Source organism: Acidovorax sp., assembly GCF_046341535.1.
Classification (GTDB): Bacteria; Pseudomonadota; Gammaproteobacteria; order Burkholderiales; family Burkholderiaceae_C; genus Acidovorax.
Genome location: NZ_JBKDRI010000032.1, coordinates 1 through 26109 on the forward strand (window position 1 = coordinate 1; position 26109 = coordinate 26109).

The following is a 26109-nucleotide window of genomic DNA, read 5'->3' on the forward strand; positions in this document are numbered from 1 at the left end:
AACTTGACCCGCTGCTGCTCGGGCGTGATCGCCAGCGCCTCGAACACCTTGGCCTGCACGTCGGCGCGGTGGATCCGCACCGAGCCACCGCCGATCTCCCAGCCGTTGAGCACCATGTCGTAGGCCTTGGCCAGGCAGCGGCCCGGGTCGGTGGTCATCCAGTCCTCGTGCCCGTCCTTCGGCGCGGTGAACGGGTGGTGGACGGCGTTCCAGCGCCGCGCCTCCTCGTCGAACTCGAACATCGGGAAGTCCACCACCCACAGCGGCGCCCAGCGGTCTTCAAACAGGCCGTTCTTTTTGCCGAACTCACTGTGGCCGATCTTGATGCGCAGTGCGCCGATGGCGTCGTTGACGATTTTTTCCTTGTCGGCACCAAAGAAAAGGAGGTCACCGTTTTGCGCGCCGGTGCGCTTGAGAATCTCGGTAATGGCGGCATCGTGCAGGTTCTTGACGATGGGGCTTTGCAGACCTGGCCACCGCGAGGGGCCTTGCAGGTCCGGGCCATTGGCCAGTTCGTTGACCTTGATCCATGCCAGGCCCTTGGCGCCGTAGATCTTCACGAACTCGGTGTAGCCGTCGATCTCGCCGCGCGACAGGCCCGTGCCTTCCCTGGCACCACCTGGCACCCGCAGGGCCACCACGCGGCCGCCCGGGGTGGTGGCGGGGGTGGAGAACACCTTGAAGTCCACGTCCTTCATCACATCAGTGAGTTCGGTGAACTCAAGCTTCACACGCAGGTCGGGCTTGTCGGAGCCAAAGCGGTGCGCGGCCTCCTGGTAGGTCATGACCGGGAAATCGCCCAAATCGACGCCCAGCGTGTTTTGGAACACCGTCTTGATCATGCCCTGGAACATGTCGCGGATGTCCTGCTCCTCCATGAACGATGTTTCGATATCAATCTGGGTGAACTCGGGCTGACGGTCCGCGCGCAGGTCTTCGTCCCGAAAGCACTTGGTGATCTGGTAGTAGCGGTCAAAGCCTGCCACCATCAGAAGCTGCTTGAACAACTGCGGAGACTGCGGCAGTGCAAAGAACTGGCCATCATGCACGCGGCTGGGCACCAGATAGTCACGGGCGCCCTCCGGGGTGCTCTTGGTGAGCATGGGGGTTTCGATGTCGATGAACCCGTTGGCATCCAGGAACTTGCGCACCTCCATGGATACCTTGTAGCGCAGCATCAGATTATTCTGCATGTACGGGCGGCGCAGGTCGAGCACGCGGTGCGTCAGGCGCGTGGTCTCCGACAGGTTGTCCTCGTCGATCTGGAACGGTGGCGTGACCGAAGGGTTGAGCACGTTCAGCTCATGGCAGAGCACCTCGATCTGACCGCTCTTGAGCTTGTCGTTGGTCGTACCGGCGGGGCGTGCCCGCACGATGCCCTTGACCTGCACGCAGAACTCGTTGCGCACATCTTCGGCTGTCTTGAACATTGCCGCGCGATCGGGGTCGCACACCACCTGAACGTAGCCTTCGCGGTCACGCAGGTCGATGAAGATCACACCGCCGTGGTCGCGGCGACGGTTCACCCAGCCCGAGAGGGTGACGGTTTGGCCCAGGAGGGCTTCGGTCACGAGACCGCAGTAATGGGAACGCATGGCCATGGGAAGTTTCCGGCGCCACTGTGGCGCAGTAAGGGGAGGCAGGGGTTACTTGGGAGACACCTGGGTGGGGTCGGCCGGAGCCACCACACCCATGGAGACGATGTACTTGAGTGCGGAGTCCACGGTCATGTCGAGCTCGACACAGTCACTTTTTCGCACCATCACGAAATATCCGCCGGTCGGGTTGGGGGTCGTGGGCACATAGACGCTGACAAACTCGTCTCGCAGGTATGCGGCCACCTCGCCACTGGGGGCGCCGGTCACAAACGCAACAGTCCAGACACCTTCGCGCGGCCACTGCACCAGCACGGCCTTGCGAAATGCGTTGCCGCTTTCGGAAAAGAGCGTGTCCGAGACCTGCTTGACGCTGGAGTAGATGGATCGGACCACCGGGATGCGGTGCACCACAGCATCGCCCCACTCCACCAGCTTGCGGCCGGCAAAGTTGCTGGCCACCGCGCCGACCACCAGCAGGATCACCAGCGTGAGCACCACGCCAAAGCCGGGCACATGAAAACCGATGAGGCGATCCGGATGCCACGCCAGCGGCAGGATCTGAAGGGTCTGGTCGAGCGTGGTGACGATCCAGTTGAGCACCCAGGCCGTGATCACACCAGGCACGATCACCAGGAGACCGGACAACAGCCATTTGCGCAGTGCAGACATGAAGGGCTTTAGCTTGTAGTAGAGGTGGACGGGGTGCTGGCTGCACTTGCACTGGCCGAGCTGGATGCGTCCTTCTTGGGGGCATCCTGGTTGCCAGCGGCAGCCCCGGCGTCGGACTTGGCATCAGCCTTTGACTCAGCCTTGGCATCCGCCGATGTCGCTGAGGCGCCACCGCTGCCGCCGCGAAAATCTGTCACATACCAGCCCGAGCCCTTGAGCTGAAACCCGGCCGCCGTGACCTGCTTGGAGAAGGCCTCGGCACCGCAGACCGGGCAGACGGTCAGCGGCGCGTCTGAAATTTTTTGCAGCACATCCTTGGCATGGCCGCAGGAGCCGCATTTGTAGGCGTAAATAGGCATGACAGCGATTGAAGGGGGCGATGCAAAGCCCTCAATTATAGGCGGCATGCCTTGGCACAAGCCCTTGCGGGCAGGGCCTGTGCGTCACGCAGGTGCGCTGCCTTCGTAATGCGGAACATGGCCCTTGTGATCCGGAATCCACTGGGGCGCCAGCGATCCGCCAACCATGCCGACCAGCGCGGCCAGCAAGCCAGCCAGTTGCTGGGGGAACGCCTCGGACAGCATGGGGCTGGCAACGAAAAGCAGCCACACCCCCAGGCCCATGGCCACGGCGAGCAAGGCCCCCTGGGTGGTGGCGCGCTTCCAGTACAGCCCGAACACCAGCGGCACGAAGGCTCCCACCAGCGGCACCTGGTACGCACCCGACACCAGGTCATAGATGGACGTGCCCTGCATGGTGATGGCATACATCAGCACACAGGCCGTGAACACCAGCACCGAGATCCGCATAGCCTTGAGGGTCTGAGCGTCGGTCATGCCGGGGCGCAGGTTGTGCAGGATGTTTTCCACAAACGTGGTGGACGGTGCCAGCAAAGTGGCCGAAGCCGTGGACATGATGGCCGAGAGCAGCGCGCCAAAAAAGGCCACCTGCAGGATCAGGGGCATGCGTTCCATCACCAGGGTGGGTAGCACCTTCTGCGGGTCCTCCTTGAGCAGCGCATTCGTGGCCTCTGGCATCACCAGCAGGGCTGCGGTGACGATGAACATGGGCACGAAGGCAAACAGCAGGTAGAGGGTGCCGCCGATGATGGGGCCCTTGCGGGCGGTTTCGGCACTGTTGGAGGACATCACGCGCTGGAACACGTCCTGCTGCGGGATGGAGCCGAGCATCATGGTGATCGCGGCAGCAAAGAAGAATGTCCACTCCTTGAGGCCACCCGTGGGGAAGAACTGGAACTTACCCTCGCGCGCCGCATAGTCGATGACCTTGCCTGCACCGCCGGCCAGGTCAGCCGCAAACCAGGCCACGGCGAACAACCCGATGGTGATGACGATCATCTGCACGAAATCCGTCATGGCCACCGACCACATGCCACCGTACAGCGTGTAAATCAGCACGACGGCCGTACCGATCACCATCCCCATGGTGATGGACACCGCGCCCTGGGTAAGCAGGTTAAAGACCAGACCCAGAGCCGTGATTTGCGCTGCAACCCAACCCAGGTAGCTACACAGGATGACGGCGGAGCAGATGACCTCGATCACGCGTCCATAGCGCTGGCGATAGTAGTCGCCCAGCGTGATGAGGTTCTTGCGGTACAGCTTGTACGCAAAAAAGACTCCGACGAGGATGAGGCACATCGAGGCACCAAACGGGTCTTCCACCACAGAGCCGAGGCCGCCCTCGACGAACTTGGCCGACACACCGAGCACGGTTTCCGACCCAAACCATGTGGCAAACGTGGTGGCGATGACCACCGCCAGCGGCAGGCTGCGGCCCGCCACTGCATAGTCAGCCGTGTTGTGAACGCGCCGCGCGGCGTACAGCCCCACTGCGATCGAGATCAGCAGATACACAACGATGAATGTCAACAGCATGGCGCCGCTCCGAAAATCCAAGGGTGTTGCAACAAATATTCACGCGGCGTGGACACCGTCGGCAGGCCTGGCCCGCCAGCGCACCGTGCGCTCGCCCACTGCGCCTACCGGCTTGCAGCCCGCAAAAACACCAGGCCTAGCGGCCGCGAGGCGCCGTGACATGCACAGCATGCCTCGCCGCCAGGAAAGCCGCCCCAATTGCACACAAAAACCGGTCTGCACAGACCTGCACTGCGCCACCGCCGCGAAAACGCGACAAAACGCGCTGCGGATTATGAATGCAACTTCCGGACCAACGGCACAAGCCCATACTCGCCCAGGCACAAATCACCGCCTGCTACCGGGCAGTCTGCTGCCCGAGGCATCAGAAAATGCGCAGCCGCACCAACATCTGCATCACCAGCAGTCCCAGCACAAACCCGACGCCGCCATAGATGATCGTCTGCAGCAACCGGTTCGTGCGGTGCTGGGCCTCCAGCAGCTCGCGCACCACCTGTTGCTGACCATCGAGCGGGCGTCGCTGGCGCAGCGCGTCGTACAGCAGGCGTGGCAGCTCGGGGATGAACTTGGCATAGTGCGGCGCCTCGGCACGCAGTTCGCGCCACATGCGCTGCGGCCCCATCTGCTCGAGCATCCACTTTTCCAGAAACGGCTTGGCCGTGCTCCATAAGTCGAGTTCGGGATCGAGCTCACGGCCCAGACCCTCGATGTTGAGCAGCGTCTTTTGCAACAGCACCAGCTGCGGCTGAATCTCGACCTGGAAACGGCGGGAGGTCTGGAACAGGCGCATCAACACCAGCCCCAGCGAGATTTCCTTGAGCGGGCGGTCGAAATACGGCTCGCACACCGCGCGGATGGCTGACTCCAGTTCGTTGACGCGCGTGCTCGGCGGCACCCAACCGCTTTCGAGGTGCAGCTCGGCCACGCGCTTGTAGTCCCGCCGGAAGAAAGCCACAAAGTTTTGCGCCAGATACTCTTTGTCGGACTCGGTCAACGTGCCCACAATACCGAAATCCAGCGAGATGTAGCGGCCGAACGTGACTGGCTCCAGGCTCACCTGGATGTTGCCGGGGTGCATGTCGGCGTGGAAGAAGCCGTCGCGAAACACCTGCGTGAAGAAGATGGTGACTCCGTCGCGGGCCAGCTTGGGAATGTCCACCCCCGCCGCGCGCAGGCGCTCGATCTGGCTGATGGGCACGCCCGTCATCCGCTGCATCACCATCACCTCGGGGTGACAGAAGTCCCAGAAAATCTCGGGGATGAGCACCAGGTCCAGCCCCTGCATGTTGCGGCGCAGTTGCGCGGCGTTGGCCGCCTCGCGCACCAGGTCAAGCTCATCGTGCAGGTAGTTGTCAAACTCGGCCACCACCTCGCGCGGTTTCAGGCGCTTGCCGTCGGCCGACAGGCTTTCGACCCAGCCCGCCATCAAACGCATCAGCGCCAGGTCTTTTTCGATCACCGGCAGCATACCCGGGCGCAGCACCTTGACTGCCACCTCGCGCTCCACGCCACTGCGGTCGCGCAGCGTGGCGAAATGCACCTGGGCAATCGACGCACTGGCCACCGGCTTGCGGTCAAACGACAGAAACACCTCATCCACCGGGCGCCCAAAGGCGCGCTCAATCGTGGCCAGGGCCACCTCGGCCGGAAACGGTGGCACGCGGTCTTGCAGCAGCGCCAGCTCGTCGGCCAGGTCGGCTGCAAGCAGGTCGCGGCGGGTGGACAGGACCTGACCGAACTTCACGAAGATGGGGCCCAGCCGCTCGAGCGCCTCTCGCAGCCGCTGGCCACGGGGCGCATCCAGCTTGCGCCCGACCGCCAGCACCCGCGACAGCATGCGCAGCCAGGGTTTTTGAAAGCTGTCGAGCAGCAGCCCATCCAGGCCGTACCGGAACACCACCCACAGGATGGTCACCCCCCGAAGCAGGCGCTTCATGCGTCGGCCCGTTCAGAGCCGGCTGGCGATGCAGCGCTCGCGCCGGGGGCAGCGGGGAAGCCCCCCGTTGCATTCGACGCAGGGGCTACCGGCGCCGGTTGGGGCGAAGCGGCTGCGCCAGCGGCAGCCCCGCGGGTCGTTCCAACGAACTGCCGAAGCGCCTGCGCCCCACGCCCGGCCACCTGCACCACGGTATGCGCGGGCGCATCACCGATCGCACGGGCGAGGTCTTCCTCAACGTCCCAGCGCACATGGTCTACCAGCCAGTTGATTTCCGCAGCAAGCTGCACGTCGCCCTCGATGCGGATCGATGGCTTGTCGCCCCGCAGGGCAGTTTGTGCCAGGGCAAACGGTGAAGTCTCGGTGACTTCGAGCCGCAGATCAGGCAGCGCGCCCTCTTGCGCCAGATTGAACAATCCGGCGGGGGTGATCACCAGCGACATCGAATAGGCCCGCCACTGCACGCTCGCCACGCGCCCCTTTTGGCGCATCAGCCGTTGCATGGCCTGGGCCTCCTGCATCAGCACGTGGTTGAGGAACAGCACGATCCTCTGCTGGGCCTCGAGCACCAGCCATGCAGGCGGCTGGGGGCCTGCCGCCACGCGCTCGAACAGGTCATCCAGAAACGAAAAAGGGGACTGTGGTGTTGCCATAGTCCCCGATTATTCCCTGAACCCGGCTTTGGGAGCCGGACCATCCCCTGATTACTGCAGGGCTTGCACCCCAGCCACCAGCCAGCCTGCGCTGCCCGACTTGGGCTTGGTCATGTTCCACACCTCGCGGAACGGACTGGGGCCTGCCGAGGGCTCCTCGCGGATCATGCCGGAGAACTCGACGCTGGCCATGTAGCTGTCGGCCAGTTCCTCAATGCCCAGCAGCTGGGCGTCGATCATGACCACGTCGGTCAGATTGGGCTGGTCGCCGCGATGGGCTTCGCGCTCGCTGAGCTGGGCGCGGATTTCATCGAGCATGCCGTCGGTCATCATCGAGCGCAGCGTGGCGATGTCCGAACGGTCCCACGCGCCCTGCAGGGTGACAAAGTTACGCTTGGCCGCAGCCAGGAAGTTCTCGGTGTCAAAGCCTTCCGGGATACCCCAGTTTTGCGAACCGGTCAGGCCCGACCCGATGACCACGCCAGCGCCAGCACCCTGACCGCCCGATGCATTGCGCGACGTGTCGAACGCCATGCTGTTGCGCTCCCAGGGGCGCGCCGATGCGTCGTTGCCAACATTGTTGGGGCTGTACTGGGGTGAGGCCTGCGCTTGCGACGGCGTGGCCGCACCAGCGCCCTGGAAGGCCAGCGGCGAATTCGACGACGCCGATCCGCCACCCTGGCGGGCGCGCATCACCATCTTGAAGATGGCAAAGGCTGCCAACGCGAAAAGCGCAAACATCAGAATCTGGCCAAAGCCCTCACCCAGCCCCAGCGAATGCGCCAGCCACGCCAGGCCCAGGCCCGCAGCCAGACCGCCCAGCATGGCGCCCCAAGGCTTCTTCGGAGCGGCAGCCGCCGGGGCCGCAGCCGCAGCAGGCTTGGCCGCAGCGGCGTTCGTTGCGTTTTGCGCGGGAGCGCCGGGCGTTGCAGGCGGCGTGGCGGACTCGCGCTGGGTCACATTGCTTGACTGCTGCCCCGAGGACTTGCCGCCGCCCAGGCGCTTGGCAGCATCCGCGTCCCCGTGGGCCACCGCCATCATCGCCACCAAAACCACAGACCAGAGTTTCATCATGTCATCTCCGTAATGTCATTCATTCACCGCGACCGCAAAACGCGATCAGCACTTCATTCCAACATGCAACGCAACAACCCCACCAGTCATGTTGTGATAGTCCACATGGCCAAAGCCGTTTTGCTGCATCAAGGTCTTGAGTTCTTCCTGGCCCGGATGCATCCGGATCGACTCGGCCAGGTAGCGGTAGCTGGCATCGTCCCCCGCCACCATCTTGCCCAGTCGGGGCAGCACCTTGAACGAATACCAGTCGTACACCTTTTCCAGCGGCTTGGCCACTTTGGAAAATTCCAGCACCAGCAGCTTGCCGCCAGGCTTGAGCACACGGCACATTTCCGCAATGGCGCGATCCTTGTGCGTCATGTTGCGCAGCCCAAACGCCACGCTCACCACATCAAAATGTGCGTCCGGAAACGGCAACTTCTCGGCATCACACACCAGGGTGGGCAGCACCACACCGGCATCGATGAGGCGGTCGCGCCCCACGCGCAGCATGGCTTCGTTGATGTCGGTGTGCACCACGCGGCCGGAGGCGCCGACCTTTTTGGAGAACGCCAGCGCCAGATCGCCCGTGCCACCGGCAATGTCCAGCACCTGACTGCCTTCGCGCAGGTTGGCCACCATCACGGTGTAGGCCTTCCAGGCTCGGTGCAGACCTGCCGACATCAGGTCGTTCATGATGTCGTAGCGTGATGCAACGGAATCGAACACGCCCCGCACCTTGCGGGCCTTGTCCTGCTCGTCGACCGACTGGAAACCAAAATGAGTGGTGCTCATGCTTTTTATCCTAGGCGCGCGAGCGCCACGGGTACAGCGACAACCCCGCACCCAACCGGGGCTTATGTCGCAAATGGGACAACGCTATTTCAACCTAAAAACGGCAGTTGACCGCTTGTCATCTTGCCGAACACCGCATGGACTCGAGTCTTGGGGTGTTTTTGCAGCCTCACCTTCGGGGTGACAGCGCTATGCACTTGCCAGCACCGCTTTTGGAGCGCCATGCGGTGTTGCTCCTCCTTGCAGGCACCAGCCTGCCGCGTCGTCGCGCCTTGCCTGGCTCCCCAACAGCAGCGCTGGCAAATGCATCCAACTGCCGTTTTTAGGTTCAAAAGAAATAGGGCCATCTCGCTTGATGGAAAAAATCTTGTTGCTATTTTTCTTATAGCAGACAGTTTCAGGTGCCCTGGGCGCACTGGCGACCAGACAGAGGCTTCAGTGGCCCCCGCAGCCGTGGCCTGTGGAACCACCGCCCTTGGCCGCCATGGGGGTATCCCGGTCCACACCCGCCGCGGCAAGCCGCTGCAGGTACTGCTCCCAGAGGCTATCGCGCTGCTGGCCCAGCTCGTACAGGTAGTCCCAGCTGAAAATTCCACTGTCATGGCCGTCGGAGAACGTGGGCTTGACCGCGTAATTGCCCACCGGCTCCAGGTTGAGCAAGGTGACGTCACGCTTGCCGGTCTGCAGGATTTCCTGGCCCGGGCCATGGCCCTGCACCTCGGCCGAGGGCGAATAGACGCGCATCAGTTCAAACGGCAAACGAAACGCCGCGCCATCGGAAAACACCACTTCCAGCACGCGGGACTGCCCGTGCACCGTGATCGACTCGGGCGTGGGCGCACCCGCTTTCAAACCTGCCATGGAGACCACCTGTCAAACAATTGCAAGAACGGCCAACATTGTCCCATCGCCGCGCGGCGGCAGCCGGGTGCAGGGGTTTGTGCTGCGCCGCTGGCGTTGCGGGTGCGCGGCGTGGCTACGCACCGCCAGGCCCCGGAGCCATCAGCGAAGCCGCTGCGCCAGCGCCTGACACAACGCGGCCTCCAGCGCGGGCAGACGCGCGGTCTGCCGCTCTTCCTGGGCCAGGTTGCGATCCCGCTGCGCCGCAGCCCAGACGGGCGAAGGAAAGTGGCTGTCGCCCTCAAAGCGGGCAATCACATGCCAGTGCAGGTGCGGAACCATGTTGCCCAGGGCGGCCAGATTGACTTTGGCGGGAGCCAGGTGCTCTCGCAACGCGGCCTCGACGCAGGCCACGGCTTCCATGCAGTGCGCGCGGTCGGAGGGCGATAGGTCGGAGAACTCCGCCACATGGGCGTTCCACACCACACGATAAAACGCTGGAAAACCCGCCTCCTGCGGGCGGATGACGCGCACACGTTCGCCGCGCCAGATGAGGGAACCTCCCTCCTCTGCGCACAGGGGGCACAGGCCACCGATATCCGACACTTAAACCAGCACCCGCTCAATGCCGCCGCTGTTAGCACTTTGCACGTACTCGGGCATCCAGTTTTCGCCCAGGATCTGCCTGGCCATTTCCACCACGATGTAGTCGGCCTCCAGCAACCCCGATTTGAGGTCGTCCTGGTAGCGATTCAGGCCCATCAGACAGCTGGGGCAGGAGGTCAAAATCTTGACGTTCTGGTCTGCCTGCACGGTGCCCGCCTGGCGCAGCGCCGCCTCGCCCTTGCGGATTTCTTCTTCCTTGCGAAAGCGAATCTGCGTGGACACATCGGGGCGGGACGAGGCCAGTCCTCCGCTCTCGCCACAGCAGCGCTTGCTCTCCACCACGCCATCGCCCACCAGCGCCTTGACCGTCTTCATCGGCTCTTGTTGCTTCATGGGGCTGTGGCAGGGGTCGTGGTAGAGATATCCACCGCCTGCGGCAGCCCCTAACGTGATGTTTTTTTCCAGCAGGTATTCGTGGATGTCCACGATGCGGCAGCCGGGGAAGATTTTGTCGAACTCATAGCCCTGCAACTGGTCGAAGCAGGTGCCACAGCTGACCACCACGGTCTTGATGTCCAGGTAGTTCAGCGTATTGGCCACGCGGTGGAACAGCACGCGGTTGTCGGTGATCATCTTCTCGGCCTTGTCGAACTGGCCGCTGCCGCGCTGTGGGTAGCCGCAGCACAGATAGCCCGGCGGCAGCACGGTTTGCACGCCTGCGTGCCACAGCATGGCTTGTGTGGCCAACCCTACCTGGCTGAAAAGGCGCTCCGATCCGCAGCCGGGGAAGTAAAACACGGCTTCAGTCTCTGCCGTGGTGGTTTGCGGGTTGCGGATGATGGGCACGTAATCCGCATCTTCAATATCGAGCAAGGCGCGCGCCGAGCGCTTGGGCAGATTGCCCGGCATCTTCTTGTTGATGAAGTGAATCACCTGCTCTTTGATGGGAGCAGTACCCACGGTGGCCGGTGGTGCCTGGGTTTGCTTGCGGGCCAGCACATTGAGCACACGGTTGCCCAGGCGCTGCGCCTTGAAGCTCAGGCTGGTGGCCGTGCGGGCCAAGGCAATGGCATTGGGGCTGGCCGTGCCGATAAACCAGGCCTGAAACTCTGCCGCGGGCCGGAAGGACTTTTTGCCCATCTTGCGCAGCAGATTGCGCATGTTCATCGTCACATCGCCAAAGTCGATCTTCACCGGGCAGGGGCTTTCGCACTTGTGGCACACCGTGCAGTGGTCGGCCACGTCCTCAAACTCCTGCCAGTGCTTGATCGACACGCCACGGCGGGTCTGCTCTTCGTACAAAAAGGCCTCGACCAGCAGCGAGGTGGCCAGGATCTTGTTGCGCGGGCTGTAGAGCAGGTTGGCGCGCGGCACGTGCGTGGCGCACACGGGCTTGCACTTGCCGCAGCGCAGGCAGTCCTTGACCGAATCGGCAATAGCGCCGATGTCGCTTTGCTGCATGATGAGTGACTCGTGCCCCATCAGCCCGAAGCTGGGGGTGTAGGCATTGGTCAGATCCGCATGCATCACGGGCGAACTTGAGGTATTTTCGGCCTGCCGCGCCTGCCCTGATTGCCCTGGTAGCTCCTGATTTCGTAGCAGCTTGCCCTTGTTGAACCGGCCATCCGGGTCCACCTTCTGCTTGTATTCGGCAAAGGGGCGCAGTTCTTCGTCGGTCAGGAATTCGAGCTTGGTGATGCCAATGCCGTGCTCGCCAGAAATCACGCCATCGAGGCTGCGCGCCAGCACCATGATGCGGTCCACCGCCTCGTGCGCGGTTTGCAGCATTTCGTAGTCGTCGCTGTTGACGGGCAGGTTGGTGTGCACGTTGCCGTCGCCAGCATGCATGTGCAGCGCAACCCACACGCGGCCCTTGAGCACCCGCTTGTGGATGGCTGTGGCTTCGTCCAGGATCGGCTTGAACGGCGCACCGGCAAAAATCGTCTGCAGCGGCGAGCGCAGCTGGGTCTTCCAGCTCGCGCGCAGGGTGTGGTCCTGCAACTGCGGGAACAGCGTGGCCACATCGCGCAGCCAGCCCGACCACAGCGCCCGCACCTCAACCACCAGTGCAATGGCCTGGGCCACGCGGTCCTCCAGCAGTTCGGCGGAAGGGATCTCGCTGGCGTCGTCCTGCTTGCCCAGCGGGAGTTGGCCGCGCTCGAAGAAATCCGTCAGCGCATCGCACAGCTTGATCTTGTTGCGCAGGCTCAATTCGATGTTGATGCGCTCGATGCCATCGGTGTACTCGGCCATGCGCGGCAGCGGGATCACCACGTCTTCGTTGATCTTGAAGGCGTTGGTGTGGCGGCTGATGGCCGCCGTGCGCTTGCGATCCAGCCAGAACTTCTTGCGCGCCTCGGCGCTGATAGCCACAAAGCCCTCGCCGCTGCGCGAGTTGGCGATGCGCACCACCTCGCTGGTGACGCGGGCCACCTCGTCGGCGTCATCACCCGCGATGTCGCCGAACAGCACCATCTTGGGCAGCCCACCGCCGTGCTTTTTGCTCTTGGTGGCGTAACCCACCGCCTTCAGGTAGCGGTCGTCCAGGTGCTCCAGTCCGGCCAGCAGCACGGGCGAGGGGCCCTGTTCACTACCCCCTTCGCCGCTGCGCTTTTGCAGGGAGAACATGTAGTCCTTGATTTCCACAATCGAGGGCACGGCGTCGCGGGCGTTGCCAAAGAACTCCAGGCACACGGTGCGCGTGTGCTTGGGCATGCGGTGCACCACCCAGCGCGCGCTGGTGATGAGACCGTCGCAGCCTTCCTTCTGGATACCCGGCAGGCCCGCCAGAAACTTGTCGGTCACGTCCTTGCCCAGGCCTTCCTTGCGGAAGGTTTTGCCAGGGATGCTCAAGCGCTCGGTGCGCACCGGCGTCTTGCCGTCGGCCTCAAAGTACTGCAGTTCGAAAGTGGCGACCTCCACGTCATGGATCTTGCCCATGTTGTGGTCCAGGCGCGTCACCTCCAGCCATTGGGCGTCGGGCGTCACCATGCGCCAGCTCGCCAGGTTATCGAGCGCCGTGCCCCACAGCACGGCCTTTTTGCCGCCCGCGTTCATGGCGATGTTGCCGCCAATGCACGACGCCTCGGCGCTGGTCGGGTCCACCGCAAACACAAAGCCCGCGCGCTCGGCTGCATCGGCCACGCGCTGCGTGACCACACCCGCCTCCGTCCACACGGTGCCCACCTCGCGGTCCATGCCCGGCAGGCGGCGCATTTCCACCTCGGTCATGGCTTCGAGCTTTTCGGTGTTGATGACCACGCTCTTCCAGGTCAGCGGAATGGCGCCGCCCGTGTAGCCGGTGCCACCCCCGCGCGGAATGATCGTCAGGCCCAGTTCGATGCAACCCTTGACCAGGCGAGCCATCTCGGCCTCGGTGTCGGGGGTGAGCACCACAAACGGGTATTCCACACGCCAGTCGGTCGCATCGGTCACATGGCTCACGCGCGAGAGGCCGTCAAACTTGATGTTGTCCTTGGCCGTGAGGCGGCCAAGCGTTTTTTGCACCTGGCGGCGCAGCTGCGCGGCCTGTTCGAACGTGGCATTGAACTCGGCCACGGCGCGCCGCGCTGCCGCCACCAGATCCCCCACCAGGCGGTCGCGGTCGGCATCGTCTGCTGGCGTGCGGCGCTTTTCGATTTCGCCCAGGCGGTGCTGCAGGGCATCCACCAGCATCCTGCGGCGGTCGGGGTTATCGAGCAGATCGTCCTGCAGATAGGGGTTGCGCTGCACGACCCAGATATCGCCCAGCACCTCGTACAGCATGCGGGCGGAACGGCCAGTGCGGCGCTCCTTGCGCAACTGGTCCAACAAATCCCAGGCGGGCCTTCCCAGCAGACGGATCACGATCTCGCGGTCGGAGAAAGACGTGTAGTTGTAGGGAATCTCGCGCAAACGCACGGGCTCGGCAGCCTGGGTTTGGAGGGCAGCCAACGCTATCGGAACATTCATGGGATCAACCTGGGTGGGCGCAACGCGCCCGGGTGGCTTGGGGCACAAATTTTATGCCACCGCCTGCCGGGCTGCTGCCCGCGCCGGGGTACCACTGCCGCGGGTAAGGGTTGGAATGCGGCGATTCCACCCCGTCAGGTTGCTACGCCAGCACCGTCATCACCACGCGCCCGCCTCCACATTCGTGGCCAGCTTCATCGGTTCGCCGCCGATGAACCTGCTTACGAACGCGCCCGGCGGCAAGCCCGGCACCATCCAGGGCATTCGACCAGAGCACCTGGGGGTGCGCAGCGAGGGCTGGAGCGTCACCGTCGAGACCGTGGAGCTGCTGGGTGCCGAGCGCCTGATCTATGGCCGCCTCCACGGCGAGCCGATCATCGTGCGTGTGGAAGAAGGCACGCCCGCCCCCGCACCCGACTCGGTGATCCATGTCGTGCCGCGGCCCGACCGCCTGCATGCTTTTGACGCCATCACCGGAAAGCGCATGTGACAGCCCCACCGGGCCTGTGAAACGGCTTTGCCTTGCAGCACCGTGGGCCGCGCGCAAGGCCACCAGACCATGGAAAATGCCCTCATGACCACCCCCTGGCCCTACCCCTTCTGGATCGCCCACCGCGGAGCCGGCAAGCTGGCCCCTGAAAACACCCTGGCCGCCTTCCGGCTGGGCGCGCAATACGGCTACCGCATGTTTGAATGCGATGCCAAGCTGAGCGCCGACGGCGTGCCGTTTTTGTTGCACGACGCCACGCTGGAGCGCACCACCAATGGCCACGGGACGGGCGGCGATTTGCCCCTGGGCGCACTCGCCCAGCTGGATGCAGGCAGCTGGCATTCCCGCGCCTGGGCGGGCGAAGCCGTGCCCACGCTGGAGGCCTTGGCGCGCTTTTGCATCGCCAATGGCTATTTTCTGAACATCGAGATCAAGCCCACACCCGGTCACGAAGAACACACAGGACGCGTGGTGGCTCAAACCGCTGCCCGCCTGTGGCAAGGGCACGCTGTGCCACCGCTGCTTTCTTCGTTCAAACCCGATGCCCTGGCAGGCGCACAGGCCACGGCAGAGCACCTGCCGCGTGCCCTGCTGCTAGACACCCTGTGGGACGGCTGGGCCACCGTGGCGCAGCAATTGGGCTGCGTGGCCATTGTGTGCAACCATGCGCTGTGGGATGCGGCACAGGTCGCCCAGGTCAAAGCCCTTGGCATGCACACCCTGAGCTACACCGTCAACGACGAATGGGCCGCACAGCGCCTGATCGACCTGGGCACCGACGGCATCATCACCGACCGGGTGGACCTGTTTTGCCCTGCGCGCTGAGCCAGATCACACCGCTGGACTCTGGGGTGGCAGCGGGCAACATCAATCGAGCTTGGCACCCGACTTTTTCACCGCCTCAGCCCAGCGTGGCATCTCGCTGGCCAGGAACTTGGCAAAGTCTTCTGCGCCCAAAAATGCCGGATCGGCCCCCTGACTCACCATGCGGCTGCGCACCTCGGGCATCTGCATCACTTGCCCGAAGGCATCACTGAGCCGGGCCACCACCTCCTTGGGTGTGCCTGCGGGGGCCAGAAAGCCGTAGAACCCCACCACCTCAAACCCCTTGATACCGCTCTCGATCACGGTGGGCACATTGGGCAGCGCGGGGTTGCGCTCGCGGCTGGTCACCGCCAGCGCCCGGACCTTACCCTGGTTGTGATAAGCCGCAGCCTGCGGAATGCTCTCGGCCATGAACTGCACCTGCCCGGCCATCAGGTCGGTGAAAGCAGGCGCGCTGCCGCGGTAGGGGATGTGCACCATGAACAGGCCGGTGGCGGTTTTGAACATTTCGGGCACCAGGTGGCTGATGCCGCCGTTGCCTGCCGAACCAAAATTGACCTGACCCGGCCGGGCCTTGGCGTAGGCCATGAATTCGGGCAGGGTCTTGGCGGGCACATTGGGGTTGACCAGCAAGGCCAGCGGCTGCATGGCCGTGCGGGCAATCGGCGTGAAGTCCTTGAGGGTGGCGTACGGCAGGCGGCTGTACAGGCCGGGGTTGATGACCATGACCCCGGTGTTGGCCAGCATCAGCGTGTGGCCGTCGGGCGGGGCCTTCATCACATCCTGCGCGCCCACGATGCCGCCTGCGCCGATCTTGTAATCCAGCACCACGGGCTGGCCCAGCACGCTCTGCAACTTGTCCGACAACAGGCGCGCATGCTGGTCCAGCGGCCCGCCCGCGGGGAAGCCGATCACGATGCGCACCGGCCTGGAGGGAAACGACTGCGCGTACGCAACGCATGACAGGGCAAGGCCCGCGGCAAGGACAAGGCAGGTACGCAGGAACTTCATGGGTGTCTCCAGACAGACGGGGCCGTCCGTGTTGTTGGGTGTTGTTGGGTGTTGTTGTGAAATGGCGGCCGTGAACCGACGGTTTGCAATGGCTGGTGCCCACGATCCGCCGCGCCACCTCCACAGGCTACCAGAGCGGCGCTGCGGGGCAACTGTTGCATCCAGGCGCGGGCAGCGTGCTCGCCGGGTGCAGATCAGCCTTTCCAGCCACGCAGCAACAGCCACTGGCAGGTGGCGGTGGCCACCACCAGGGCCGCATAGGTCAGCATCTTGCCATCGCGCCCCCACAGCACCAGGCCCGCGGCCAGCACCGCCAGAGCCACGGCGAACAGCAGGGCGAACTGGCGCCAGGGCGACCGGACAGCCGCTGCCTTGGCGTTGAAGAAACGACCGCACAACACCAATGCCAGCGCCAACGCAGCGGCAGGCGCGATGAAATTGAGCAGATGGTTGAGGATGTCGAGCGGGTCCATGGGCTTGACGCACATCAAGTCTTGCAGCACGGGGCAAGCCGGATGGTCCTGGCAATTTTATAATTCGCCCCATGGCAGTCTGGGCCCTCGGCATCAACCACAACACCGCGCCGCTCGACTTGCGCGGCAGGTTCGCGTTTGCGCTCGACCAGATCGCCCCCACACTGCATGGGCTGCGCCAGTCACTGGGCAGCCACAGCCCCCATCCGGGGGTGGAAACCGCCATCATCTCCACCTGCAATCGCACCGAGGTCTATTGCGCTGGCGCGCAGCCTGCCATGGAGCACACCCTGGGCTGGCTGGCCCGCAGCGGTGGCGTCAGCCCCTCGGTGCTGGCATCGCACGCCTACACGCTGCAAGACAGCCTGGTGGCCCGCCACGCCTTTCGCGTCGCCAGTGGCCTGGATTCGATGGTGCTGGGCGAGGCGCAGATTCTGGGCCAGATGAAAGACGCCGTGCGCGCCGCCGAAAGCGCAGGCGCCCTGGGCACCACGCTCAACCAGTTGTTCCAGCGCAGCTTTGCCGTGGCCAAAGAAGTGCGCACCAGCACCGAAATTGGCGCTCACAGCATCAGCATGGCCGCCGCAGCGGTGCGTCTGGCCAGCCAGTTGTTTGAAGACCTTGCCCAGACCAAGGTGCTGTTCGTCGGCGCGGGCGAGATGATCGAGCTGTGCGCCACCCACTTTGCCGCCAAGAACCCCAAGGCCATCGCCATTGCCAACCGCACGCTTGAGCGCGGCGAAAAGCTGGCCACCCGCTTTGGCGGCGAGGTCATGCGCCTGGCCGACCTGCCCGCGCGCCTGCACGAGTTTGACGCCGTGATCAGCTGCACCGCCAGCAGCCTGCCCATCGTCGGCCTGGGCGCGGTCGAGCGGGCGCTGAAAAAGCGCCGCCACCGCCCCATGTTCATGGTCGATCTGGCCGTGCCGCGCGACATCGAGCCGGAAGTGAAGGCCCTGGGCGATGTGTACCTGTACACCGTGGACGACCTGGCCAGCGTGGTGCAAACGGGCCAGGCCAACCGCCAGGCCGCGGTGGCGCAGGCCGAGGCCATCATCGACGCGGGCGTGCAAAGCTTCATGCACTGGATGGAGCTGCGCAGCCCTGCCGAGGGCGACGGCGGCGTGGTGCCGCTGATCCAGCAGCTCAGCGCCCAGACGGACCAATGGCGCGCCCTGGAGATTGCCCGCGCCAAGAAGCTGCTGGCCAAGGGCGAAGATGTGGACGCCGTGCTAGAAGCCCTCTCGCGCGGCCTCACGCAGAAGATGCTGCACGGCACCCTGGCCGAGCTGCGCGCTGGCGATGCCGAGTCGCGCGCCCAGACAGCCCAGACCGTGTCGCGCCTGTTCCTGCGCTCGCAAACCAAGACCCCGGGCAACGACAACGGCCGGTAGCGGCGCCCGCCCGCTCCCCGGCCGTTTCGGCTTGATATCAAATCAGGCCATTACGCCTGACCCATAAGCTCCAATAGCTACATTTTTTGTAGCAATTCATTTCCAGACACCCATGAAACCCTTTCTCCGATCCCAGCTGGAACGCTACGCACAGCGCCTGGGCGAACTCGACTTCCTTCTGTCGCGCGAAGACATCATGAGCGACATGGCGCAGTACCGGCGCATTTCGGTCGAACATGCCGAGGTCACGCAAGTGGCGGGCCGCTACGCCCGCTACCAGCAGCGCGAGGCCGACCTGGCCGGTGCCCGCGAGATGCTGGCAGACCCCGACATGGCCGAAATGGCCCAGGAAGAAATCGACAGCAGTGCGGCCGAGCTGGTGCAACTGGAGGGCGAACTGCAGCGCCTGCTGCTGCCCAAAGACCCCGACGACGCGCGCAACGCGTTTGTCGAAATCCGCGCGGGCACCGGTGGTGATGAGTCGGCCCTGTTTGCTGGCGACCTTGCGCGCATGTACACCCGCTACGCCGCCAACGTGGGCTGGAAGGTCGAGGTGGTGAGCGAAAACGCCTCCGAGCTGGGCGGCTACAAGGAAATCGTGCTGCGCATCGAAGGCCAGCCCGGCACGAGCCCCTCCGGCAGCGGCGTCTATGGCGCGCTCAAGTTCGAATCGGGCGGCCACCGCGTGCAGCGCGTGCCCGCCACCGAAACCCAGGGCCGCATCCACACCAGTGCCTGCACGGTGGCCGTGATGCCCGAGCCCGATGAGCATGAAGCCGTCAAGCTCAACCCGGCCGACCTGCGCATCGACACCTTCCGCGCGTCCGGCGCGGGCGGCCAGCACATCAACAAAACCGATTCGGCCGTGCGCGTAGTGCACCTGCCCACCGGCATCGTGGCCGAATGCCAGGACGGCCGCAGCCAGCACGCCAACAAGGCCAAGGCGCTGCAGGTGCTGCAGGCCCGCATCCAGGAAAAGGAGCGCAGCGAGCGCGCCGCCAAAGAGGCTGCGCTGCGCAAGGGCCTGATCGGCAGCGGCGACCGCAGCGACCGCATCCGCACCTACAACTTTCCGCAGGGTCGGCTGACCGACCACCGCATCAACCTCACGCTGTACAAACTGCTGGCAGTGATGGAGGGCGACCTGGGCGACGTGCTGCTCGCCCTGGCCCATGCGCGCGAAGCCGAGCAGTTGCAAGAGCTGGAGGCCGGCACCAACGGCTGACGGCCCGAAATTTCGATTCAAAACTGCCTGTTACGCTTGACACGCAAGCTTTTATCGCTATCACATTTATAGTGACCTCTGAAACCATCTCCCTCACACAGGCACTGGCCCAGGCCCAGGCGCAGGGCCTGCCGCGCATCGACGCCCAACTGCTGCTGCTGCATGCGCTGGCGCGGCCTGAGGCTGGTCGGGCCTGGCTGCTGGCGCACGACACCGACCCGCTGCCCCCCGAAGCCCACGCCCGCTTTGCCGCGCTGTGCCAGCGCCGACAGGCGGGCGAGCCCGTGGCCTACCTCACCGGCCGCAAAGAGTTTTATGGCCTGCCCCTGCAGGTGGACGCCCGCGTGCTCGACCCGCGGCCCGACACCGAAACACTGGTGGACTGGGCGCTGACCCTGGCGCAGCCCCTGCCCGCCCCGCGCATCGTGGACCTGGGCACCGGCAGCGGCGCCATCGCGCTCGCGCTGCAGCACCACTGCCCGCACGCCAGGGTGCTGGCCATCGACGCCAGCGAGGACGCCCTGGCCGTGGCCCGCGCCAATGCGGCGCAACTGAACCTGCCCATTGGCGTGGCGCATGGCCACTGGCTCGCAGGCGCAGCGCAGGGCCCCTTCGACCTGATCGTGTCCAACCCCCCGTACATCCGGGCGAGTGACCCCCATCTGGCCGCGCTTGCGCACGAACCGCTTGAGGCCCTGGCCAGCGGCGAAGACGGCCTGCAAGACATTCGCACCATCGTGGCGCAGGCCCCGGCACACCTGGTGCGCGGCGGCTGGCTGTTGCTCGAGCATGGCCACGACCAGGCCAGCGACGTGGCTGCGCTGCTGCGGGAGAGCGGTTTTGTGCAGGTGCAAAGCCGCAATGACCTCGCCGGAATCTTGCGATGCACCGGTGGGCAGTGGCCGACAGTGAAATAATCCACGCAACGCGGCTGCCAGACCCGACAGCCCATTTCAAGGAGTACGCAATGAGCGACAACACCCAGCAACGCATCGACGCCCTCGTCAAATCCAGCGACATTTTGTTGTTCATGAAGGGCAGCGCCAGCTTCCCCATGTGCGGCTTTTCGGGCCGCGCCATCCAGATCCTCAAGGCCTGCGGCGTGGACCCCAAAAGCGTGGTCACCGTCAACGTGCTGGAAGACGACGCCATTCGCCAGGGCATCAAGGAATACAGCAACTGGCCCACCATCCCGCAGCTGTACGTCAAGGGCGAATTCATCGGCGGCTCGGACATCATGATGGAGATGTACGAATCCGGCGAGCTCAAGCAGGTGCTGGGCACCGAAGGCTGATAGTCCGCAGCATCGGCCGCCCGCCACGCGCACCAGGCCGCCTTCGGGCGGCTTTTTCTTGACCGGGCCGCAGCAGGGGCTTGGGGCACTGCCGCATGAGATGCACCAAATCAGGTCTTTTCCGATGTTGCGGCGGGCATGTTGTGTGCTTGAATTGAGGCGTGACCTCACATCACGAAGGAGCATGCAATGACCCGCCATAGCCTTGTTCCCCAACCGTCCACGCTGCGCATTCCGGTGGCGCAGATGCGCAGTGTGTTCCACCCCGGCGACGTCGAGCGCAAGCTCTCGCGGCTGCAGGAGTCTGGCAACCAGCGCGAGTACGAAACCCTGCGCACCGTTTACGAACGCATGCTCGAGCGCGGCCCCGAGCGCTTCCAGGTCAAGCCGTCGGGCGTGCCCGACATGGCCAGCCTGTATGAGCAGTTGCCCAACTTCACCGATGTGCTGGACGACGTGCGGCGCCACGTGGCGCTGGCGCAGGACAGCCGCGACGGGCTGGAGGTCACGCCCATGCTGCTCTTGGGCCCACCCGGCATCGGCAAAACCCACTTTGCACGCCAACTGGCCGAACTGCTGGGCACCGGCATGAACCTGCTGCCCATGAGCTCCATGACCGCAGGGTGGCTGCTGTCGGGCTCGTCCGCGCAATGGAAGGGCGCCCGCCCCGGCAAGGTGTTCGAGGCGCTGGTGGAGGGCGAATACGCCAACCCGGTGATTGTGGTGGACGAAATCGACAAGGCCAGCAGCGACGCGCAGTACGACCCGCTGGGCGCGCTCTACAGCCTGCTTGAGCATGACACCGCGCAGAGCTTCACGGATGAATTTGCCGAAGTTGCCATCGATGCCAGCCAGGTCATCTGGATCACCACCGCCAACGATGCGCGCGGCATCCCCGACCCCATCCTGAACCGCATGAACGTGTTCGAGGTGCAAGCCCCCACGCTGGAGCAGGCCCGCACCATCGCCCGCAACCTGTATGCGGGCATTCGGGCCGGGCACGACTGGGGCCGCCTGATCGACCCCGAGCCCTCGGGCGACGTGCTGGACCAGCTGGCCCAGATGCCACCGCGTGAGATGCGCCGCGCGCTCATGACCGGCTTTGGCAATGCCCGGCTGGACCGGCGCTCCACCGTGGAGGTGGCAGACCTGCCCAGGGCGGCCATCGGCAAAAGCCGCATTGGCTTCGTGCAGTAGCGCGGTCGCTGCCGCAGCAGACCCGGCCGGGCGCCGCTACCACCCTCGGGGGCCGGGCGGCAGTCTGGGCCGCGATGGGGCACAGGGGCCACAGGGGCCACAGATACACTTGACAGCGTCGCGCCCCGCTCGCCCTGCCGCATTTGCCCATGCCCCTTTCGCAAAGCCTTTTTGTCATCTTGCTCCTGATCGCGGCCAGCGCGTTTTTCTCGATGGCCGAGATCTCGCTGGCGGCTGCGCGCCGTCTGCGGCTGCGGCAGATGGCCGATGAAGGGGTGGCGCAGGCTGAGAAGGTGCTGCGCATGCAAGAGCAGCCCAGCGACTACTTCACGGTGGTGCAGGTGGGCCAAAACGCCGTGGCCATCCTCGGCGGCATCGTGGGCGAGGGGGCGCTCAGCCCCCACTTTGGAGCGCTGTTCGGGCTGTGGTTCTCGGATGCCACGGCGCAGACCGCCGGTTTTCTGGTGTCGTTTCTCGTCATCACCTCGCTGTTCATACTGTTTGCCGACCTCTTCCCCAAGCGCCTGGGCATGGCCGAGCCCGAGCGCCTGGCCGTGCGGCTGGCGCGCCCCATGGCGTGGTGCATGGCGCTGCTGCGGCCGCTGGTGTGGTTCTACAGCCGCGGTGCCGATATGCTGTTTCGCGTGCTCGGCCTGTCATCCCTCAGGGACGATCGCATCACCTCGGACGACATTCTTGCCATGATGGAAGCGGGTGCCCGTGCGGGGGTGCTGGCAGCCCGCGAGCAGCAGGTCATCACCAACGTGTTCGAGCTGGACACACGCACCGTCTCCAGCGCCATGTCGCCGCGCGACCGGGTGGCCTTCTTCCTGCGTGACGAGCCCGACGCTGTCATCCGCCTGCGCATTGCGGCCGAGCCGTTTTCGACCTATCCGGTGTGCGAGGGCGACATCGACCACGTGGTGGGGTATGTGGACGCCAAAGACCTGTTCCAGCGCGTGCTGAACAACCAGCCCATCTCGCTGGCCGACGACAGCCTGGTGCGTAAGGTCCTCATCGTGCCCGACCGGCTCACGCTGTCGGAGGTGCTGGAGCAGTTCCGGCAGGTGCACGAGGACTTTGCGGTCATCGTCAACGAATACAGCCTGGTCGTGGGGGTGGTCACGCTCAACGACGTCATGAGCACGGTGATGGGCGACCTGGTAGGGCCAGCCGACGAGGAACAGATCGTGCGCCGTGACGAAAACTCGTGGCTGATCGACGGGGTCACGCCCGTGCAAGATGTGCTGCACGCGCTTTCACTCGACGCGCTTCCCCATGCCGAAGAGTACGAAACCCTGGCGGGCTTTCTGATGGTGATGCTGCGCCGCGTGCCGCGCCGCACGGACAGCGTGACCTGGGGAGGCTACAAGTTCGAGGTGCTGGACGTGGACAGCTACCGAATCGACCAGGTCATGGTGTCACGGGTGGGCGAATCCACGGTGGGCCCGCAGGATCCAGCCAGCACGGCGGCGACGATCAGCCACTGAGCCTAAAAACGGCAGTTGGATGCATTTGCCAGCGCTGCCACCCGAAAGGTGAGGCTGCAAAAACACCCCAAGGCTCGAGTCCATGCGGTGTGCGCCAAGATGACAAGCGGTCAACTGCCGTTTTTAGGCTGAGCCCTTGCGCTGCGTACTGCGCGTTACAACAGCGCTGAGCTGGGCGGAAAGGTCAACCAGCCGTCATCGCTATGGCGCACCGGCTTGCTTGACCGACTCGCCCAGAAGCCACCGGCGCTGGGCGCCAAACACGGCGTCTGGATACGCGGAGCGCCCACGGCTGCCGTTGTAGCGCCCGAGTGCCATGAACAGATCGCCCCGCTCGCGTTCAATGTAGTGCCGAAGGATCACGCAGCCAAACCGCAGGTTGGTCTGCATATGAAACAGCTTGCCGGGGTCGCCGTCGCCGATGACACGCGTCCAAAACGGCATCACCTGCATGTAGCCTCGCGCCCCCACGATGGAGACGGCAAACTTGCGGAACCCGCTTTCCACCTGAATCAGCCCCAGGACCAGCGAGACATCAAGCCCGGCGCGCACGGACTCGTACCAGACGGTCTGCAGGAATTCGCGCCGCACCTCCAGTTCGGGCTTGCGACGGCGCAGGCGGTCGCTCATCGCGGCCAGCCAGCGCAGGTAATGCAAGCGCGCCTCTGTGCTGGGGAACTCGGGTTCGGGCGGTGCCTGGTTGGCGATGGCAGAACTGAGCGCCGTGCGCACCGAGTCGATCAAGGGCTCTTCGAGCTGCCCCCCCGCGTGGGCGGCTGCGGGCGCCACCAGCCACAACGCCGGAGTAGCGATGGACGATGCAGCCAGCAGCACCCCGCGCCGCGTCAGCGCTACACGAGGCGCGCGTCGGGAACCACCGGCCTGCGCCTGCATCGTCATACCGCCATGCGACCCTTCACATGGGCCAGGATGTCTGCGCTGGCCACCTTGGTGGGGGCGCTGTCGCGGCGGTGCTGGTACTCGACCACGCCTTCTTTCAGGCTCTTGTCGCCGATCGTCACGCGGTGCGGCACACCGATGAGTTCCCAGTCGGCAAACATGGCGCCCGGGCGCTCGCCACGATCGTCCAGGATCACGTCCACGCCAGCGGCCAGCAGGCCGGCATAAATCTGCTCGGCCATGGATTTCACCGCCTCGCTGCGGTCCATGCCCACGGGGCAGATCACCACCGTGAAGGGTGCAATCGCGTCGGGCCAGATGATGCCGCGCTCATCGTGGTTTTGCTCGATGGCGGCGGCAGGCAGGCGCGTGATGCCGATGCCGTAGCAGCCCATCTCCAGCGGCTGCGGTTTGCCGTTTTCATCCAGAAAGGTGGCGTTCATGGCGCGGCTGTACTTGGTACCCAGGTAGAACACATGGCCCACTTCGATGCCGCGCTCGATGGCGAGTTCACCCTTGCCATCGGGCGATGGGTCGCCCGCCACCGCGTTGCGCAGGTCTGCTACAGCATCTGGCTCGGGCAGGTCGCGGCCCCAGTTCACGCCGATCAAGTGATACCCAGCCTCGTTCGCTCCACAAATCCAGTTAGACATCACTGCCACTTCGCGGTCAGCGATGACAGTGACTTCGTGGCCAACATCCAACAACCCTCGTACCCACTTGCCCTGACGGTTAATAGGGCCAAGGTATCCAGGCCTGCAACCGAAACTGCCCTCAATTTCCTCGCTGGTGGCCATACGGAAGTCCGCAAGCCCAGCTAGCTTCCGCACTTTTACCTCGTTCATCTCGTGATCGCCGCGCAGCAACAAAAGATAAATCTTCGGACGCTGTGGAATCGCAAGCGTGGGCGTACCAAAGTTCAAAGAAGGTGCCGGCTTCTCATCCACCGCCAGCACCAGCGACTTGACGGTGGTCTTCAGCGGCACGCCCAGCAGCGCGGCCACGTCGGCGCAGGTGGCCTTGCCAGGCGTGGGCGTCTTTTCCATCGCCTTGGCGGGTGCAGGCCGGGGGCCGGCAGGCGCCAGCGCCTCGGCTTTTTCCATGTTGGCCGCATAGTCGCTTTGCGGGCAATAGACGATTGCGTCCTCGCCGGTGGCGGCGATCACCTGGAACTCCTCGCTCAGGTCCCCTCCGATGGCGCCGCTGTCAGCGGCCACTGCGCGGTAGGTCAGGCCAAAGCGGTCAAAGATCCGGCGGTAGGCGGCGGCCATCACCTGGTAGCTCGCCTTGGCGGTGGCTTCGTCGCGGTCGAAACTGTAGGCGTCCTTCATGATGAACTCGCGGCCACGCATCAGGCCAAAGCGCGGGCGGCGCTCGTCCCGGAACTTGGTCTGGATCTGGTAGAAGTTCTTGGGCAGTTGCTTGTAACTGCGCAGCTCCTGCCGGGCGATGTCAGTGATCACTTCTTCGCTGGTCGGCTGCACGACGAAATCCCGGCCATGGCGGTCCTGGATACGCAGCAGCTCAGGACCCATCGCGCTAAAGCGGCCGGTTTCCTGCCACAGCTCGGCCGGTTGCACCACGGGCATGGTCAGCTCCACCGCGCCAGCGCGGTTCATCTCCTCACGCACGATCGCCTCCACCTTGCGAATCACGCGCAGGCCCATGGGCATGTAGTTGTAAATGCCTGCGCCCAGCTTTTTGATCAGCCCCGCCCGCATCATGAGCTTGTGGCTGACCACTTCGGCATCCGCCGGAGCTTCCTTCAGGGTGGAAATAAAAAATTGGGAGGCTTTCATCGGCGGCTG

The 26109-nt window shown here is 64.6% G+C and carries 22 protein-coding genes and 1 pseudogene; 8 read left to right on the forward strand and 15 right to left on the reverse strand.

Translation table 11 applies throughout. The features are described 5' to 3' along the window. The 11 genes from aspS to ACK543_RS02055 form a co-directional block, all read right to left on the reverse strand. On the reverse strand, positions 1-1601 hold a 1601-nt coding region (gene aspS / locus ACK543_RS02005; protein WP_409941201.1), incomplete at its 3' end, for an aspartate--tRNA ligase. 45 nt (positions 1602-1646) lie between these two features. Beyond that, a complete protein-coding gene (locus ACK543_RS02010; protein ID WP_409941202.1) occupies positions 1647-2267 on the reverse strand; it encodes a DUF502 domain-containing protein in 621 nt (206 codons plus the stop codon). A gap of 8 nt (positions 2268-2275) precedes the next feature. After that, a complete protein-coding gene (locus ACK543_RS02015) occupies positions 2276-2626 on the reverse strand; it encodes an FmdB family zinc ribbon protein (RefSeq protein ID WP_409941203.1) in 351 nt (116 codons plus the stop codon). Between the two features lie 84 nt (positions 2627-2710). Beyond that, positions 2711-4165: a sodium:solute symporter family protein gene (locus ACK543_RS02020; RefSeq protein ID WP_409941204.1), complete on the reverse strand. Its 1455-nt coding sequence runs from the start codon at positions 4163-4165 to the stop codon at positions 2711-2713. 364 nt (positions 4166-4529) lie between these two features. Beyond that, positions 4530-6101 (reverse strand): ubiquinone biosynthesis regulatory protein kinase UbiB, encoded by a 1572-nt coding sequence (gene ubiB / locus ACK543_RS02025; RefSeq protein ID WP_409941205.1) that lies wholly within the window; start codon positions 6099-6101, stop codon positions 4530-4532. Then, positions 6098-6754 carry a hypothetical protein gene (locus ACK543_RS02030; protein WP_409941206.1) on the reverse strand — a complete coding sequence of 219 codons (657 nt, stop codon included), beginning with the start codon at positions 6752-6754 and terminating at the stop codon, positions 6098-6100. Before ACK543_RS02030 ends, ubiB begins: the two co-directional genes overlap by 4 nt. Before the next feature lie 51 nt (positions 6755-6805). Continuing rightward, positions 6806-7828 (reverse strand): Tim44 domain-containing protein, encoded by a 1023-nt coding sequence (locus ACK543_RS02035; protein ID WP_409941207.1) that lies wholly within the window; start codon positions 7826-7828, stop codon positions 6806-6808. A gap of 45 nt (positions 7829-7873) precedes the next feature. Further along, on the reverse strand, positions 7874-8605 hold the full coding sequence (gene ubiE, locus ACK543_RS02040) for a bifunctional demethylmenaquinone methyltransferase/2-methoxy-6-polyprenyl-1,4-benzoquinol methylase UbiE (protein WP_409941208.1): 732 nt from the start codon (positions 8603-8605) through the stop codon (positions 7874-7876). Positions 8606-9040: 435 nt separating this feature from the next. Further along, positions 9041-9466: a gamma-butyrobetaine hydroxylase-like domain-containing protein gene (locus ACK543_RS02045; protein WP_409941209.1), complete on the reverse strand. Its 426-nt coding sequence runs from the start codon at positions 9464-9466 to the stop codon at positions 9041-9043. A gap of 141 nt (positions 9467-9607) precedes the next feature. After that, positions 9608-10051 carry an HIT family protein gene (locus ACK543_RS02050; RefSeq protein ID WP_409941210.1) on the reverse strand — a complete coding sequence of 148 codons (444 nt, stop codon included), beginning with the start codon at positions 10049-10051 and terminating at the stop codon, positions 9608-9610. After that, on the reverse strand, positions 10052-14002 hold the full coding sequence (locus ACK543_RS02055; RefSeq protein WP_409941211.1) for a DUF3683 domain-containing protein: 3951 nt from the start codon (positions 14000-14002) through the stop codon (positions 10052-10054). Positions 14003-14162: 160 nt separating this feature from the next. Here ACK543_RS02055 and ACK543_RS02060 point away from each other — a divergent pair. Both ACK543_RS02060 and ugpQ read left to right on the forward strand, forming a co-directional pair. Next, positions 14163-14492, forward strand: a pseudogene (locus tag ACK543_RS02060) (TOBE domain-containing protein); the annotation flags it as partial. Positions 14493-14576: 84 nt separating this feature from the next. After that, positions 14577-15317 carry a glycerophosphodiester phosphodiesterase gene (gene ugpQ / locus ACK543_RS02065; protein ID WP_409941212.1) on the forward strand — a complete coding sequence of 247 codons (741 nt, stop codon included), beginning with the start codon at positions 14577-14579 and terminating at the stop codon, positions 15315-15317. Between the two features lie 42 nt (positions 15318-15359). On the opposite strand, the gene ACK543_RS02070 is transcribed toward ugpQ, so the two are convergent. Next, positions 15360-16328 carry a Bug family tripartite tricarboxylate transporter substrate binding protein gene (locus ACK543_RS02070; RefSeq protein WP_409941213.1) on the reverse strand — a complete coding sequence of 323 codons (969 nt, stop codon included), beginning with the start codon at positions 16326-16328 and terminating at the stop codon, positions 15360-15362. 194 nt (positions 16329-16522) lie between these two features. Further along, entirely contained in the window at positions 16523-16801 is a 279-nt protein-coding gene (locus ACK543_RS02075) for a hypothetical protein (protein WP_409941231.1), read from the reverse strand. A gap of 71 nt (positions 16802-16872) precedes the next feature. Between ACK543_RS02075 and hemA the strand changes: the two genes are divergently transcribed. The 6 genes from hemA (at position 16873) to ACK543_RS02105 (ending at position 23401) form a co-directional block, all read left to right on the forward strand. Further along, positions 16873-18195 (forward strand): glutamyl-tRNA reductase, encoded by a 1323-nt coding sequence (gene hemA, locus ACK543_RS02080; protein WP_409941214.1) that lies wholly within the window; start codon positions 16873-16875, stop codon positions 18193-18195. A 112-nt stretch (positions 18196-18307) separates the two neighbouring features. Further along, positions 18308-19420, forward strand: coding sequence for a peptide chain release factor 1 (prfA, locus tag ACK543_RS02085; RefSeq protein ID WP_409941215.1), 1113 nt, complete (start codon positions 18308-18310; stop codon positions 19418-19420). 71 nt (positions 19421-19491) lie between these two features. Then, positions 19492-20337 carry a peptide chain release factor N(5)-glutamine methyltransferase gene (prmC, locus tag ACK543_RS02090; RefSeq protein ID WP_409941216.1) on the forward strand — a complete coding sequence of 282 codons (846 nt, stop codon included), beginning with the start codon at positions 19492-19494 and terminating at the stop codon, positions 20335-20337. 50 nt (positions 20338-20387) lie between these two features. Then, the gene (grxD, locus tag ACK543_RS02095) at positions 20388-20714 is read left to right on the forward strand and encodes a Grx4 family monothiol glutaredoxin (protein WP_409941217.1); all 327 of its coding nucleotides are present in this window, start codon (positions 20388-20390) and stop codon (positions 20712-20714) included. Between the two features lie 189 nt (positions 20715-20903). Beyond that, the gene (locus ACK543_RS02100; protein ID WP_409941218.1) at positions 20904-21911 is read left to right on the forward strand and encodes an AAA family ATPase; all 1008 of its coding nucleotides are present in this window, start codon (positions 20904-20906) and stop codon (positions 21909-21911) included. A 149-nt stretch (positions 21912-22060) separates the two neighbouring features. Continuing rightward, positions 22061-23401 (forward strand): hemolysin family protein, encoded by a 1341-nt coding sequence (locus ACK543_RS02105; protein ID WP_409941219.1) that lies wholly within the window; start codon positions 22061-22063, stop codon positions 23399-23401. Positions 23402-23602: 201 nt separating this feature from the next. On the opposite strand, the gene ACK543_RS02110 is transcribed toward ACK543_RS02105, so the two are convergent. Both ACK543_RS02110 and ACK543_RS02115 read right to left on the reverse strand, forming a co-directional pair. Further along, positions 23603-24295: a lytic transglycosylase domain-containing protein gene (locus ACK543_RS02110; RefSeq protein WP_409941232.1), complete on the reverse strand. Its 693-nt coding sequence runs from the start codon at positions 24293-24295 to the stop codon at positions 23603-23605. 2 nt (positions 24296-24297) lie between these two features. After that, positions 24298-26100, reverse strand: a complete 1803-nt coding sequence (locus ACK543_RS02115) for a proline--tRNA ligase (RefSeq protein WP_409941220.1) — start codon at positions 26098-26100, stop codon at positions 24298-24300. Positions 26101-26109 lie beyond the last annotated feature (9 nt).

What these genes read in the sequence shown, in the direction of transcription:
- ACK543_RS02010 (WP_409941202.1), bottom strand. Translation starts at nt 2,267, where the DNA reads ATGTCTGCACTGCGCAAATGGCTGTTGTCCGGTCTCCTGGTGATCGTG.
- ACK543_RS02015 (WP_409941203.1), bottom strand. Translation starts at nt 2,626, where the DNA reads ATGCCTATTTACGCCTACAAATGCGGCTCCTGCGGCCATGCCAAGGAT.
- ACK543_RS02020 (WP_409941204.1), bottom strand. Translation starts at nt 4,165, where the DNA reads ATGCTGTTGACATTCATCGTTGTGTATCTGCTGATCTCGATCGCAGTG.
- ubiB (WP_409941205.1), bottom strand. Translation starts at nt 6,101, where the DNA reads ATGAAGCGCCTGCTTCGGGGGGTGACCATCCTGTGGGTGGTGTTCCGG.
- ACK543_RS02030 (WP_409941206.1), bottom strand. Translation starts at nt 6,754, where the DNA reads ATGGCAACACCACAGTCCCCTTTTTCGTTTCTGGATGACCTGTTCGAG.
- ACK543_RS02035 (WP_409941207.1), bottom strand. Translation starts at nt 7,828, where the DNA reads ATGATGAAACTCTGGTCTGTGGTTTTGGTGGCGATGATGGCGGTGGCC.
- ubiE (WP_409941208.1), bottom strand. Translation starts at nt 8,605, where the DNA reads ATGAGCACCACTCATTTTGGTTTCCAGTCGGTCGACGAGCAGGACAAG.
- ACK543_RS02045 (WP_409941209.1), bottom strand. Translation starts at nt 9,466, where the DNA reads ATGGCAGGTTTGAAAGCGGGTGCGCCCACGCCCGAGTCGATCACGGTG.
- ACK543_RS02055 (WP_409941211.1), bottom strand. Translation starts at nt 14,002, where the DNA reads ATGAATGTTCCGATAGCGTTGGCTGCCCTCCAAACCCAGGCTGCCGAG.
- ugpQ (WP_409941212.1), top strand. Translation starts at nt 14,577, where the DNA reads ATGACCACCCCCTGGCCCTACCCCTTCTGGATCGCCCACCGCGGAGCC.
- ACK543_RS02070 (WP_409941213.1), bottom strand. Translation starts at nt 16,328, where the DNA reads ATGAAGTTCCTGCGTACCTGCCTTGTCCTTGCCGCGGGCCTTGCCCTG.
- ACK543_RS02075 (WP_409941231.1), bottom strand. Translation starts at nt 16,801, where the DNA reads ATGGACCCGCTCGACATCCTCAACCATCTGCTCAATTTCATCGCGCCT.
- hemA (WP_409941214.1), top strand. Translation starts at nt 16,873, where the DNA reads ATGGCAGTCTGGGCCCTCGGCATCAACCACAACACCGCGCCGCTCGAC.
- prfA (WP_409941215.1), top strand. Translation starts at nt 18,308, where the DNA reads ATGAAACCCTTTCTCCGATCCCAGCTGGAACGCTACGCACAGCGCCTG.
- grxD (WP_409941217.1), top strand. Translation starts at nt 20,388, where the DNA reads ATGAGCGACAACACCCAGCAACGCATCGACGCCCTCGTCAAATCCAGC.
- ACK543_RS02100 (WP_409941218.1), top strand. Translation starts at nt 20,904, where the DNA reads ATGACCCGCCATAGCCTTGTTCCCCAACCGTCCACGCTGCGCATTCCG.
- ACK543_RS02105 (WP_409941219.1), top strand. Translation starts at nt 22,061, where the DNA reads ATGCCCCTTTCGCAAAGCCTTTTTGTCATCTTGCTCCTGATCGCGGCC.
- ACK543_RS02110 (WP_409941232.1), bottom strand. Translation starts at nt 24,295, where the DNA reads ATGCAGGCGCAGGCCGGTGGTTCCCGACGCGCGCCTCGTGTAGCGCTG.
- ACK543_RS02115 (WP_409941220.1), bottom strand. Translation starts at nt 26,100, where the DNA reads ATGAAAGCCTCCCAATTTTTTATTTCCACCCTGAAGGAAGCTCCGGCG.